The sequence below is a fragment of the Kribbella sp. NPDC031520 genome, assembly GCF_055580825.1.
The window spans coordinates 230,340-243,949 of sequence record NZ_JBVIKS010000006.1; the positions used below are offsets into that span (position 1 = coordinate 230,340).

Sequence of the window (13,610 nt, forward strand, 5' to 3'; positions counted from 1 at the left end):
GGTGCTTCCGTTGCCGGCGGTTACTGGTTAGCCTTTCGAACGCCTAGGAGTGCTGGGGGGTCCCTCGTGTTAGGTGTCAGAGCAGTCGCTGCGGGTGCTGCCGTGCTGCTGTGGTTTGGCGCGGTGCAGGCGAGGGCTGCTGACCCTGCCGAGGCCGGTGTGGTGGTTCCGGGGCATGCTGCAGCGGACGTCGCGGTGTCGGGTGGGCGTGTGGTGGTGTCGGATCCGACGTCTCACACGGTCTACGAGACCAGCAACAACGGGACGACCTGGACCGCGTCGGGAGGCACCAGCAGCGGGAAGGCGCTGCAGGTGGAGGGCTCTACGCTGCTGACGTTCGACGGGAGTACTGCACGGGTCGGCGGGCTCACGTTTCCTGCGACGGACGACGTAGTGCTCGGCAAGGGCGGGCTGCTCGTTTCGCATCGTGCACCGAGCTCCTCAACGGCTGAGGTGTACGACGTGGCCGGCAAGACCAAGCTGGCGGATGTGGCGCCACCGTTCGCGCTGTCCGGCAACACGCTGTGGAAGGTGACCGAGCCAGGTCACCTGGACGGCAAGAACCTGACCACGGGTGTTGTGAAGACCGTACTGGTCGCCAGCGCATGCAGCGTCGGTGCGGGCGCGGTAAACGGGCGTTGGGCGGTGCTGAGCGGCTGCAACCAGGTCGTGGACGTCAACGGCCCACAGCCACCGCGGAACCTCACCGTGTCGGCAGACGCCCAGCTCGGCAACGGGTTCGCCGTACAGACGTCCGGGTCGAACGTGGTGGTGACCGACCTGAACGACCCGGCGCTGGGACAGCACAGCTACGGACCCGTGCGCACGACAGCTCCCAGCTTCCGTGCAGACGGCTCCGGGCTGGCCAAGCTCGTCTACGCCGACCCGTCGAACGCAGTGCGCGTCGCCACGCTCAGCTGGCTCACCCCGGACCCGCAGCCGCATCCGGACACGGTGGCGCCGGTACTGACCAAAGCGTCCGCCGGTGACCGTGTACGCGACAACACCAGCTTGTCGTTCGAGTGGGCGTACGAGGACCCGCAAGACCCGAACTCACCGGCGACCGGTGTGAAGAGCTACGACCTGCGCTACCAGCAACGGGTCAACCGCAGCTCGCCGTACGGCGCCTGGGTCCAGCCCGCTGCGTGGCAGGGCCTCACGACGACCGGTGCGAGCATGAGCGCTGCGATCGGCACCGACACCTGCTGGCAGGTCCGTGCGCGGGACTACGCGGGCAACCTGAGCGCCTGGAGTACGTCGTACTGCAGTGAGGTCGACGGTACGGCGCCTGCGCTGGTCACGTGGCGCATCGGCGAACGGGTCCAGCTGAGCGGTACCGCCACGGTGCGGTGGGCGTACAAGGACGACACCGACATCGCCTCGTACGACGTGGTCTACAAGACGGCCGCACCGGGAGCCGCGCTCGGGAAGTGGGCCTACCCGGCCGCTTGGCAGAACACGCGCATCACGTCGATCACCTGGGCTCCAAGGCTGGGCTGGGACGAGTGCTTCATGGTCAGGGCCCGTGACTACCTCGGGAACCTGTCGGCGTGGTCAGCACCCATCTGCTCGGTAGCGCCCGAGGACGACCGTGCCTTGACCTCAGCCGGCACGGTAATCCGCAGCACGAGCACGCTGGCCTTCCAAGGCACCACGACGATCCTGAAGGCCAACGGCGCCTACCTCACGAAGGCAACCGAGGCCGGGCTGCGCATCGCGCTCGTAGCGATCCACGGTCCCGGCCAGGGTCGCGTCGACATCTACCACGCGAACATCAAGATCGGCACAGTCTCGCTGTCAGCGTCGACCACCAGCCGCGTCGTCACGTACCTCCCCACGACGGTGTTCCGCACCGGAGCGCTCAAGATCGTCTCCACCACGACCGCCCCGGCAACGATTGACGGCATCGCCTTTCTACGTGCTTCCTAGGTCCGCCAGAGAATTTCGGTACGTGTCGGTCCCGATCGCGGTTTGGTTACGGCAGGACGGGGGGAAGACACACGGAGTACTGAACAAAGACTCGGGGACTGAACTGGGAGGGAACCCTTGTCAATGCAGTATCCGTCGGCCGGGAACGGCGACGACCAGCAGTTCGTGGTGCCCGCTGGAGGGCCGTGCTTTTCGACCGAGGAGCCGCCGCGGCGAGCCGGATAGCGAACCCCGATGGACGCCTACGCCCTACAGCGCAGCTGGGATCGGGTGACGAAGCACGGAGAACAGGTACCGCTGTACTTCTACTCCCACATCTTCGTGTCCAATCCCGGGGTGCGGTCAATGTTCCCGCTGTCGATGTCGAACCAGCGGGACAAGTTCGTCAGCGCACTCGGCCGGATCGTCAGCCATGCCGACCAGATCCAGAACGACGCGGCCTTCCTCCAGCACCTCGGCCGTGACCACCGCAAGTACGCCGTCGTCGCCGAGCACTACAACGCGGTCGGCGCCTCGCTCTGCGCGACCCTGAAACACTTTCTCGGGCCCGAGTGGGACGAGCAGCTGGCCGCCGAGTGGACGGCCGCGTACCAGGTGATCGCGCGGATGATGGTCGAGGCCGCGGAGAACTCCTCGGAGACCACCCCGGACTGGTGGGACGCGGACGTCGTGTCGGTCGAGCGGCGGACCATGGACCTGACGCTGTTGACGGTTCAGCCGCGCCGAGCGTTCCAGTTCCTGCCCGGCCAGTCGGTCTCGGTGGAGGTCCCGCAACGGCCACGGCTGTGGCGGTACTTCAGCCCGGCCAACGCACCGCGCGCCGACGGCACGATCGACCTGCACGTACAGCAGATCGACGGTGGCCAGGTGAGCCCGAGCGTGGTGCGGAACCTCAAGCCCGGCGACGAGGTCAAGCTCGGGGCTCCGGTCGGCGACCGGCTGACCCGGCGGCAGGGCGACCCGCGGGACCTGCTGATGGTCGCGGGCGGTACCGGTCTGGCCCCGCTGCTCGCCGTACTCGAGCAGATCGACAACGAGTGGGCACGGACCCGTACAGCACCGCAGGTCCAGCTCCTGCACGGCGTACGGATGCCCTGGCACCTCTACGAGCGCCCCCGGCTGCGGGAGCTCGCGCAGACGCGGCCCTGGTTCGACTACATCGAGGTTGTGTCGGCTGACGGCTCTTACCCCGGGACGCGCGGCAAGGTCGGCACGGTCGCGGCCCGGCAGGACCTGTCCGGACGCACGGCGATGGTGTGCGGCGGCCCGCAGATGGTCGCGCACACCCTGGAGCGCCTGGCCGCCGCCGGCCTGCCTACCGAGCACATCAAGTACGAGAACTTCTACTACGCGGCTGCGGACGACCACACCGACCACACCGTCCACACCGTCGACCCGGCCCACCCAGCCTTCACCAGGTCAGGAGACACGAAGTGACCAACACCAGCCGCCGCCACGGCTCCCGGCACCACCAGACACCCGACCAGATCCGCAGCGAGATGTTCCGGCGCCGGATGCGCGGCCTCGACCCGAACGAGGTGTTCGCCTACCTCGACGTACTGGCCGACCAGGTGCAGGACTCCGCGCGTGACCTCAGTACGAGCCGCGCCGAGAACGAGCGCCTCCAGGGCGAGCTGCGGCGTACCCAGGCGGAGCTGCAGCGGGTGCAGGCGGAGGTGGACGAGTACGAGCAGGCCGGCGATCGGGTGAACGACCAGATCGTCCAGCTGTTCAGTGAGGCGCAGTTGGTGGCCGAGGAGATGGTCCAGGACGTCAGCCGGGACGCCCGCGAGCGGATCGGCCAGGCGCGGGCGCACGAGCGCCGGATCGTCGAGGAGGCGATGGACACCGCCGGGCAGCAGGTCCGTTCGTACGCGCAGTCCGCGCAGCTGCGGATGCAGTCGATCGTGGACTCGTTCGGCTCCGAGATCGACCGGCTCGGGAACGAGACGACGCCCGGTGAGCAAGGACGTCACCACAAGGACGCCTGGTTCGACGACATGAGCGACTGGCAGCTCCGGCTCCGGAACGAGCGGGGTCCGGAGTCACCGGGCCCGGCGTGAGCGGTACGAGCGGTACGGAGTGACGTCATGTCGTACAGCGAAGGGCGCTGCCCTGTTCACACCGACCTGCCCACCTCGAGGTCCAGTCGATCCACGGCCCGGCGCACGCCGGCCGTGCCGTTCGCGGTCCTCGGACTGACCCTGCCCGGCGCCGCGGTCGGGATGCTCGGCTTCGGCCGGAACGTACCTGGTGGTGTCCCGGCCGCCGTACCGATCACCCTCGGCCTCGCGATGCTCGTCGTCGCCGCGGGAATCTGTGCACATCGCCTGGTCGCGGTCCGGGCGGGCGAGCAGTTGTTCCACCTCAGCGGACGCCGTGGCTCGCCCCGGCCGAGTCGCCGTACCGCGGTCCGGCGTCCGCCCCGGGTGATGACAGCGCCGCGGCGGCCGGGGAACCGGCCCGACGCGGAACCGGTGCCCCCGCGCGTCGACACCGGGATGGTCCGGGCCGCGGCGAAGGAGTTCCTGGAGCTGTTCCACGACGAGAACCCGCACGCCGGACGGCTGGGGCCGCGGCTGGCCGCGGTGATGCGCGAGATCGACGCGACCGGGACGTACTGGCACACCCCGGAGGAGCTCGCGTTCGGTGCACGCGTCGCGTGGCGCAACAACAAGCGGTGCATCGGCAGGCTGTACTGGCAGAGTCTGCAGGTGCGTGACCTCCGTGGGGTGTCCGATGCAGGTGGTGTCGCCGCGCACTGCTTCGAGCATCTGATTGCGGCGCACAACGGTGGGAAGATCCGGCCGATCATCACGGTGTTCGCTCCGGACACCCCGTCGCGGCCGGGGCCGCGGATCTGGAACGAGCAGCTGATCCGGTACGCCGGCTACGACCGGCCGGGCGGGCGGCCGCTCGGGGATCCGCGGTACTGCGAGTTCACCAGCAAGCTGATCCAGTGGGGCTGGCGGCCACCGGAACAACGCGGGGCGTTCGACGTACTGCCACTGGTCGTGGAGACCGTCGAGGAGGGGCCGCGGATGTTCCAGCTGCCCCGGCAGGCGGTTCATGAGGTCGAGCTGCAGCACCCGGACCTGCCGTGGTTCGCGGACCTGGACCTGCGGTGGCACGCGGTTCCGGTGATCAGCAACAACCGGTTGGTGATCGGCGGTGTCTCGTATCCCGCGGCGCCGTTCAACGGGTGGTACATGGGTACCGAGATCGGCGCACGCAACCTGGCCGACCACGACCGGTACGACCTGGTGCCCGAGGTCGCGGAGCGGATGGGTCTCGACACCTCACACGAGACCACCCTCTGGCGCGACCAGGCCCTGGTCGAGATCAACCGCGCCGTCCTCCACTCCTTCAACCTGAACGGCGTAACAGTCACCGACCACCACACGGAGTCCCGCCGCTTCCTCCTCCACGTCGAGAAGGAACAACGAGCCGGCCGCACTTGCCCCGCCGACTGGAGCTGGATCGTCCCCCCGCTGTCCGCCTCCCAGACCCCCGTCTTCCACCGCTACTACAACACCGAAACCAAAACCCCCACCTTCACCACCGACCCCGACTCCACCACCAGAGCCCTCCAAGCCCACCCCCCAGCCTTCCCCCAACGCTGAGCAAAGCGAAGGCCCCCGCAGCCGACCACCGAACCCGACCCCAACAGCCGAGCGAAGCGAAGGCCCCCGCAGCTGAACGCCGAACCCGACCCAGGAGCCGAGCGAAGCGAAGGCCCCGCAGCTGACCAGCGAACTCGACCCGGGAGCCGAGCGAAGCGAAGGCGCAGGGGGTGCGGGTGGCGGAGCCCCCGCTCGCGCCGAGCGGAGCGACGACGCACAAAACGACGAGGGCGAGCAGGTCCGCGCAGTTTGCGGACACAGCTCGCCCTCGCCCGAGAGCGGGTGACGAGAATCGAACTCGCGTAGCTAGTTTGGAAGACTAGGGCTCTACCATTGAGCTACACCCGCATGGTGCTCGGACATGATTCCACATCTGGGCCCGTGGACTCAAAACGGTAGTGGGGTGGCCCCAGTGGCGCGAGCACTGGTTCGGGTCGACTAGACTCGTGCGGTCACTGCGGGGCGTAGCGTAGTGGCTAGCGCGCCTGCTTTGGGAGCAGGAGACCGCAGGTTCGAGTCCTGTCGCCCCGACAACCCCGTGCAGGACCGGCTGTGGCGTCGGCTGCCGGCGTCGCACCATGTCACCGAATCAAGGAGAACCGCCACCGTGAAGAGCACCGTCGAGTCCTTGAGCCCGACCAAGGTCAAGCTCATCGTCGAGGTGCCGTTCGAGGAGCTCAAGCCGAGCCTCGACGCGGCGTACAAGAGCATCGGCCAGCAGATCGTGGTGCCGGGCTTCCGCAAGGGCAAGATCCCGCCGCAGGTGATCGACCAGCGGGTCGGCCGGGGCCCGGTGCTGGAGGAGGCGATCAACGACGCGCTCCCGAAGCTGTACTCGCAGGCGGTCAGCGACAACCAGGTGAAGGCGATCGGCCGGCCCGAGGTCGACGTGACCGAGTTCAACGACAAGGAGAGCCTGCAGTTCTCCGCCGAGGTCGAGGTCCGTCCGGAGATCACGCTGCCGGACCTGGAGGGCCTGGAGGCATCGGTCGAGGACATCGCGATCTCCGACGACGAGGTCGACGAGCAGATCGAGTCGCTGCGCCAGCGGTTCGGCTCGCTGAACCCGGTCGAGCGGGCCACCGCGGACAAGGACTTCATCACGATCGACCTGTCCGCCAGCAAGGACGGCGAGCAGGTCGAGGAGGCGCAGGCGACCGGCCTGTCGTACCAGGTGGGTTCCGGCCAGCTGCTGGACGGCCTGGACGAGGCTGTCACCGGCCTGAGCGCCGGCGAGAAGAAGACGTTCGTCACCCAGCTGGTCGGCGGCGCGCTGAAGGGTGAGGACGTCGACGTCGAGGTGACCGTGACCGCGGTCAAGGAGCAGGAGCTCCCGGAGTTCGACGACGAGTTCGCGCAGACCGCGTCGGAGTTCGACACCGCCGAGGAGCTGAAGGCCGACGTCCGGACCCGGCTGGAGCGCGGCAAGCGGCTGGAGCAGGCGGGCGAGGCGCGGGACGCGGTGCTGGAGAAGATCCTGACGCTGGTCGACGTTCCGGTTCCCGAGGGCCTGCTGACCGACGAGCTGGCCGCCCGCAAGGAGAACCTGGAGCAGCAGCTCGGGTACTCGGGGATGACCATGGAGCAGTTCCTCGAGGGTGAGGAGCAGACCCAGGAAGAGTTCGACGAGGACCTGAAGAAGCGTTCCGAGGACGCGATCAAGGCGCAGTTCGTGCTGGACCTGGTGGCCGAGCAGCAGGAGCTGAGCGTCAACGACCAGGAGCTGACCGAGCACATCGTCCGGCACGCGCAGCGTTCCGGTGTCAGCCCGGACCAGTTCGCCCAGCACGCGGTCGAGAACAACCTGGTCCCGAGCCTGGTGTCCGAGGTCGTCCGCGGCAAGGCGCTGGCGTACCTGGTGGAGAACGCCAAGGTCACCGACGCCTCCGGCAACACGGTCGAGCTGAAGACCCTGCAGCCGGACGGCACGTACGCCGACCCGGAGGCCGCTGAGGCCACTGAGGCCGCCGGGGACGCTGCCGAGGAGCCGGAGCCCGCGAAGGCCTGAGCAAGTCCGCCGAAACGGCCCGGGAACCCTGCGCGGGGCTCCCGGGCCGTTCGCATCTCGTCGGACGATCGCGAACCGGCCGCAAGGAAACTGTCGGTTCGAACGCCTAGCGTGGCTGGTGAAACGATTTCCGAGGGGAGGGACCGGCGTGGCCGCGCTGCTGCAGGAGCCCGAGGTACGGCGGGACGCCGAAGACCCCGACCCGCGGGAAGTACCTGACGAGGCAGCCGTCGAGGAGTTCGGCTCCGTCGTACTCTGCGGCTGGTGATTTCTTCCCGGATTCGCTGACAGCAGACGAGCGGTGCGCCGTGAGCGAACACCTCCGGCCCAGCCTTAGGTCTGTCGCCACGGACCAGTAGTGTCGGGTTCGTGAACGAGACATTTGCAGCCAGCCCCACCGCTGCGGGCGGCAACGGATCCGGCGCACAAGACGACGACATCTACCGGGAGTTGCGGAAAAACCGGATCATCTTCCTGGGGTCCGAGGTTCGCGACGACAATGCGAACGCGATCTGTGCGCAGATGCTGCTGCTGAACGCGCAGGATCCGAACGCGGACATCTGGCTGTACATCAACTCGCCGGGTGGCTCGGTGGACTCCGGCATGGCGATCTACGACACCATGCAGTGGATCTCCAACGACGTCGCCACCGTCGGGATGGGCCTGGCCGCCTCGATGGGCCAGTTCCTGCTCTGCGCCGGCGCGAAGAACAAGCGCTACGCGCTGCCGCACGCGCGGATCATGATGCACCAGCCGTCCGGCGGCATGGGCGGTACGGCTTCGGACATCAAGATCCAGGCCGAGCAGTCGCTGCACCTGAAGGCGCTGCTGTTCCGGCTGATCTCCGAGCACACCGGCCAGCCGCTCGAGCAGGTCGAGAACGACGCCGACCGGGACCGCTGGTTCACCGCCGACCAGGCGAAGGAGTACGGCTTCATCGACCACGTGGTCAGCAGCGCCGCCCAGCTCAGCCAGGGCAGCCCGAACTCCTGATCTCCCACTCCGTCAGTTAAGGACGCACCAATGAACTACTTCATCCCGCAGTGGGAGGAGCGCACGTCGTACGGCATGCGCCGGATCGACCCGTACACGAAGCTGTTCGAGGACCGGATCATCTTCCTCGGTACGCCGATCACCGACGAGATCGCGAACGCCGTGATGGCGCAGCTGCTCTGCCTGCAGTCGATGGACTCCGACCGTGACATCAGCATCTACATCAACTCCCCGGGCGGCTCGTTCACCGCGCTGACCGCGATCTACGACACCGTCCGCTACATCAAGCCGGACGTGCAGACGGTCTGCCTCGGCCAGGCGGCCTCGGCCGCGGCCGTGCTGCTCGCCGCTGGTACGCCGGGCAAGCGCCTGGCGCTGCCGAACAGCCGGATCATCATCCACCAGCCGGCCACCGAGGGCACCTACGGTCAGTCGAGCGACATCGAGATCCAGGCCAACGAGATCCTCCGGCTGCGGGCGCTGCTGGAGAAGATGATCGCCGACGCCAGCGGCAAGTCGCACGAAGAGGTGTCGCGGGACATCGAGCGGGACAAGTTCCTGACCGCCGAGCAGGCCATCGAGTACGGCCTGATCGACGACGTCCTGCAGACCCTCAAGACCCCGGTCCCGGCCGGCGTCTGAACGAGTTCGAAACCGGTCCCGCAGCCCTGACCGGCTGTCAAGGGCTGGGCGCGTTCGCCACCGGCGTAGTCACAACCCGGTGGCGAGCGCGGTTTTTCAGCCCGTGACGGGGTACCGTCGAAATCGGTCCGACTGCGCATAGAAGGGATCTGTCCCGGTGGCACGCATTGGTGACGGCGGCGACCTGCTCAAGTGCTCGTTCTGCGGCAAGAGTCAGAAGCAGGTCAAGAAGCTCATCGCCGGTCCCGGCGTCTACATCTGCGACGAATGTATAGATCTCTGCAACGAGATCATCGAGGAGGAGCTGAACGAGGGCTCCGAGGTCGGTCTCACCGAGCTCCCGAAGCCGCGGGAGATCTACGACTTCCTCAACGCGTACGTCGTCGGTCAGGACGTGGCCAAGAAGGCCCTCGCGGTAGCGGTCTACAACCACTACAAGCGGGTCCGCGACGGCCAGGGCGCCTCCAGCGCCGGCCGGCACGCGAAGGACGAGGCCGTCGAGCTGGCCAAGTCGAACATCCTGCTGATCGGCCCGACGGGCTGCGGCAAGACGTACCTCGCGCAGACCCTGGCCCGGATGCTGAACGTCCCGTTCGCGATCGCGGACGCGACCGCGCTGACCGAGGCCGGGTACGTCGGTGAGGACGTCGAGAACATCCTGCTGAAGCTGATCCAGGCGGCCGACTACGACGTCAAGAAGGCCGAGACCGGGATCATCTACATCGACGAGGTCGACAAGATCGCCCGCAAGAGCGAGAACCCGTCGATCACCCGGGACGTCTCCGGCGAGGGTGTGCAGCAGGCGCTGCTGAAGATCCTCGAGGGGACGACGGCGAGTGTGCCACCGCAGGGCGGCCGCAAGCACCCGCACCAGGAGTTCATCCAGATCGACACGACCAACGTGCTGTTCATCGTCGGCGGCGCGTTCGCGGGCCTGGACCACATGGTCGAGCAGCGGGTCGGCAAGAAGACGCTCGGCTTCAACACCTCGCGTGAGCCGGAGAAGCCGAAGGAGCTCGGTGGGTACGCCGACGTCATGCCGGAGGACCTGCTCAAGTTCGGGCTGATCCCGGAGTTCATCGGCCGGCTGCCGGTGATCACGACGGTGTCGCCGCTGGACCGCGAGGCGCTGATCAAGATCCTCTCGGAGCCGAAGAACGCGCTCGTCAAGCAGTACCGGCGGCTGTTCGAGATCGACAACGTCGAGCTGGAGTTCAGCGACGACGCGGTCGAGGCGATCGCCGACCAGGCCCTGCTGCGCGGCACCGGTGCCCGTGGGCTGCGGGCGATCATGGAGGAGGTGCTCCTCAACGTGATGTACGAGGTGCCCAGCCGTGAGGACGTCGCGAAGGTCGTTGTCACCGGCAAGGTCGTCCTGGAGAACGTCAACCCGACGCTGATCCCGCGCGACCAGATCGAGCGCACCAAGCGTCGCGACAAGAGCGCCTGACAGCTCCTGGAACAAGCAGAGGAGGCCGGGTCCGCCATACGGCGGACCCGGCCTCCTTCTCGTGCTACCCCTTGAGGGCGGTCGCGATCGTGTCGGCGATCGGGGTGGTGGGGCGGCCGATCAGGTCGGTGAGGTCGGTGCCCCGCCCGGCCAGCAGACCGCGCTCGATGGCGTTGTCGACGCCGACGAGGATCGGCACGAACGGCTCCGGGATCCCTGCGCCGGCGAGGATCTGGTGGTGCTCCGCGGGCGTAACGTTGTGGTAGGCAACGTTCTCGCCGGACTGCCTGGACAGCTCGGCGGCGTACTCGGCCAGCGAGAAGGCGGTGTCGCCGTTGAGCTCGTACGCCTTGTTCTCGTGGCCGTCACCGGTCAGTACGACGGCCGCGGCCGCGGCGTAGTCCCGGCGCGGGGCCGACGCGATCCGCCCGTCGCCCGCGCTGCCGACGACGCCGTTCGCCAGCTGTACGGGGATCTGGTCGGTGTAGACCTCGCTGTACCAGCCGTTGCGCAGGAACGTGTACGGAAGCCCCGAGTCGATGATCATCTGCTCGGTGGCGATGTGGTCGGCGGCCAGGTCGAAGTCGGCCGCCGGCCCGCCGAGAATGCTCGTGTACGCGATCCGCGCGGCCCCTGCGTCGCGAGCCGCGGTGATCACCGCGCGGTGCTGCGGGGGGCGGTTCGAGTCGGGGCCCGAGATCAGCAGGACGGTGTCACCCGCCCCGAAGGCCTTCGCCAGTGTGTCGGGGTCGTTGTGGTCGGCGATCCGTACCTCGACGCCGCGGTCCGCGAGCGGGGCGGCCTTCTCGGCGTTCCGCGCGACCGCGACGACCTGGTCCGCGGGGACCCGCTGCAGCAGCTCGTCGACGACGAGAGTGCCCAGGTGGCCGGTGGCCGCGGTGACGACGATACTCATCGATTGCTCCTTGTTCGTTGATGTCTGTCACCCACAGTAGGCGGCCATTGCGAGCGGATCTATGTCCGCAAGGCGCTGGTTTATGTCCGATCGTCTTGATCGGCGCGCGTATGATGCCAGGTATGGATGTACTTGCCGATGTCGTCGACGCGATCCGGACCGGTCCGGCCGCCTCGGGGCGGACCGATGTCCGCGGCCCATGGGGCCTGCGATTCGCGCACTCGAGCGGCGCGACCTTCCACCTGGTCCTGCAGGGCACGGTGTGGTTGCTGCCGCCGGACGGCGATCCGATCCAGCTCGGTCCGGGCGACGCGGTGCTACTGCCGCGCGGGACCGACCATGCGCTCGCCGACCACCCGGACTCGCCGCTCGTCGACTTCGACCCGGCGATCGAGGAACCGGTCCAGGGCCAGGGCGCCCGCGCGTTGCTGCTGTGCGGGACGTACCTTCTCGACCGCGAGCGGCCGCACCCGGTGCTGAGCCGGCTGCCGGACGTGGTCGTCGTACCGGCGGATCCCGGGAAGCACAGATCGTTGCATACGGCAATCAGCATCCTGGGCGAGGAGCTCGACGCGCAGCGGCCCGGTGCCGCGGCCGTCGTACCGCCGCTGGTGGACGCGTTGCTGGTGCTGATCCTGCGGGCCTGGATCGAGAACAACGAGTGCCCGGCCGATCCCGGCTGGTCGCGCGCGTTGACCGATCCGTCCGTCGTGCAGGCTTTGGAGCTGATCCACGAGAAGCCCGGTGCCGCGTGGACGGTCGCGGACCTGGCGTCGGACGTCGGGTTGTCGCGGGCCGCGTTCGCGCGCCGGTTCACCGAGGCGGTGGGCGAGCCCCCGCTGACGTACCTGTCCCGCTGGCGGATGACGACCGCGGCGCGGATGCTCCGCGATCACGACCGCCCGCTCGCCACGGTGGCGAAGGAGATCGGCTACACGTCGGAGTTCGCGTTCGCGAAGGCGTTCAAGCGCGACTTCGGCGTGCCGCCCGGAACGTACCGCAAGCAGCTCACTCCGGCCTGAGCGTCGCGACCAGCTCGCCACGGCTGCGGACGCCGACCTTCGCGAACGCGGACTTCAGGTGGTCCTGGATCGTGTGCGGCGAGATCGACAACCGGTCGGCGATCGCGCTCGTCGTATGCCCGGCGATGATCTCCAGGCAGATCTCCCGCTCCCGCGTGGTCAGCCCGTACGCCGCGAGCAGCATCCCGAGCAGGTGGCGCCCGGAGGCCGGTTCGATCGTCACCACGACCTCGTCGTCGATGTCCCCGATCAACCGGCTGCCCTGCAGCACGACCCACCCGCCGGACGCGGTCTGCACCCGCGCCTGGAACGTCCCGGACGACGCGGCCCGCGTTCCGGTGACCACAGCCTTGAGCAGTACTTCGAACCGCTGACCCAGCTCGTCCTGCCAGCTGCTCGCGGCCGCGGTGATCGCCCGTGGTTCGCCGGCCGGCCCGGTGACGACGATCGACGGCCCGGCGCCGCCGCGATACCCGTGCGCGCCGGTCCGTACGGCGACCCGCGTCGCGGCGCCGATCACCGGCGCCACCGACCCGAGGAACTCGACCTCCCGATCGCTGAAGTCCGGCCCGCTGCGGACGAACCCCGCCGCACCCCAGCAGTCGCCGTCGACGACGAACGTGGTCCGTACCTCGTGCTCGATCCCGAGCGGCCGCCACACCTCGTGCAGCCGGCGGTGCCCGACCACCTCGCGGTACGGCAGGTCCGACAGCCGCGCGACCTGGTGCGAGGTCCGGGCCAGCTCGGCGAACGAGTTCGGCACGGTTCCGGCGTACTCCGTCTCCGCCAGCCGTGGCTCGTACTCCGCGGGGATGCGGGCCGCACCGCTGGTCATCGAGCTGATCACCAACGTGCCGGGATCCATACCGGCCCAGCAGGTCAGCTCGCTGCCGACGACCTGCTCGACCACCTCGATCGCGGCCGCGTGCAGTTCGGCGACGCCCAGCCCCGAGGTCGCCAGTGCCGCGATGTCCCGGCGCGCGGCCCGCGCCCGGCCCTCCCACATGCGCTCAGTATGCGGCCGCCG

Annotated in this window: 11 protein-coding genes and 2 tRNA genes; 10 read left to right on the top strand and 3 right to left on the bottom strand. The window is 68.5% G+C overall.

Annotation, left to right across the window (positions count from 1 at the left end):
• Positions 1–102 precede the first annotated feature (102 nt).
• The 4 genes from ACZ5BU_RS30035 (at position 103) to ACZ5BU_RS30050 (ending at position 5,552) form a co-directional block, all read left to right on the top strand.
• Complete coding sequence (locus ACZ5BU_RS30035) at positions 103–1,929, top strand: hypothetical protein (protein ID WP_465703798.1); 1,827 nt, start codon at positions 103–105, stop codon at positions 1,927–1,929.
• 270 nt (positions 1,930–2,199) lie between these two features.
• A complete protein-coding gene (locus ACZ5BU_RS30040) occupies positions 2,200–3,366 on the top strand; it encodes a globin domain-containing protein (RefSeq protein WP_465703799.1) in 1,167 nt (388 codons plus the stop codon).
• A complete protein-coding gene (locus ACZ5BU_RS30045; protein WP_465703800.1) occupies positions 3,363–3,992 on the top strand; it encodes a DivIVA domain-containing protein in 630 nt (209 codons plus the stop codon). Before ACZ5BU_RS30040 ends, ACZ5BU_RS30045 begins: the two co-directional genes overlap by 4 nt.
• A 27-nt stretch (positions 3,993–4,019) precedes the next feature.
• Positions 4,020–5,552, top strand: a complete 1,533-nt coding sequence (locus tag ACZ5BU_RS30050) for a nitric oxide synthase oxygenase (RefSeq protein ID WP_465703801.1) — start codon at positions 4,020–4,022, stop codon at positions 5,550–5,552.
• Positions 5,553–5,829: 277 nt separating this feature from the next.
• Here ACZ5BU_RS30050 and ACZ5BU_RS30055 read toward each other — a convergent pair.
• A tRNA-Gly gene (locus ACZ5BU_RS30055) sits at positions 5,830–5,900 on the bottom strand.
• 110 nt (positions 5,901–6,010) lie between these two features.
• Here ACZ5BU_RS30055 and ACZ5BU_RS30060 point away from each other — a divergent pair.
• The 5 genes from ACZ5BU_RS30060 to clpX all read left to right on the top strand — a co-directional run bounded on the left by ACZ5BU_RS30060 (position 6,011) and on the right by clpX (position 10,645).
• Positions 6,011–6,083: transfer RNA gene (locus ACZ5BU_RS30060), tRNA-Pro, on the top strand.
• 76 nt (positions 6,084–6,159) lie between these two features.
• A complete protein-coding gene (gene tig, locus ACZ5BU_RS30065) occupies positions 6,160–7,560 on the top strand; it encodes a trigger factor (protein WP_465703802.1) in 1,401 nt (466 codons plus the stop codon).
• Positions 7,561–7,929: 369 nt separating this feature from the next.
• Complete coding sequence (locus ACZ5BU_RS30070; RefSeq protein WP_465703803.1) at positions 7,930–8,553, top strand: ClpP family protease; 624 nt, start codon at positions 7,930–7,932, stop codon at positions 8,551–8,553.
• A gap of 30 nt (positions 8,554–8,583) precedes the next feature.
• Positions 8,584–9,195, top strand: coding sequence for an ATP-dependent Clp protease proteolytic subunit (locus ACZ5BU_RS30075; RefSeq protein ID WP_131290278.1), 612 nt, complete (start codon positions 8,584–8,586; stop codon positions 9,193–9,195).
• 157 nt (positions 9,196–9,352) lie between these two features.
• A complete protein-coding gene (gene clpX, locus ACZ5BU_RS30080) occupies positions 9,353–10,645 on the top strand; it encodes an ATP-dependent Clp protease ATP-binding subunit ClpX (RefSeq protein ID WP_465703804.1) in 1,293 nt (430 codons plus the stop codon).
• 64 nt (positions 10,646–10,709) lie between these two features.
• Here clpX and ACZ5BU_RS30085 read toward each other — a convergent pair whose 3' ends face one another.
• Positions 10,710–11,561 (bottom strand): SDR family oxidoreductase, encoded by an 852-nt coding sequence (locus ACZ5BU_RS30085; RefSeq protein ID WP_465703805.1) that lies wholly within the window; start codon positions 11,559–11,561, stop codon positions 10,710–10,712.
• A gap of 122 nt (positions 11,562–11,683) precedes the next feature.
• Here ACZ5BU_RS30085 and ACZ5BU_RS30090 point away from each other — a divergent pair, with 122 nt between their 5' ends.
• Entirely contained in the window at positions 11,684–12,583 is a 900-nt protein-coding gene (locus ACZ5BU_RS30090; protein WP_465703806.1) for an AraC family transcriptional regulator, read from the top strand.
• On the opposite strand, the gene ACZ5BU_RS30095 is transcribed toward ACZ5BU_RS30090, so the two are convergent.
• On the bottom strand, positions 12,570–13,589 hold the full coding sequence (locus ACZ5BU_RS30095; RefSeq protein WP_465703807.1) for a helix-turn-helix transcriptional regulator: 1,020 nt from the start codon (positions 13,587–13,589) through the stop codon (positions 12,570–12,572). The two genes, ACZ5BU_RS30090 and ACZ5BU_RS30095, sit on opposite strands and share 14 nt — an antisense overlap.
• Positions 13,590–13,610: the final 21 nt, after the last annotated feature.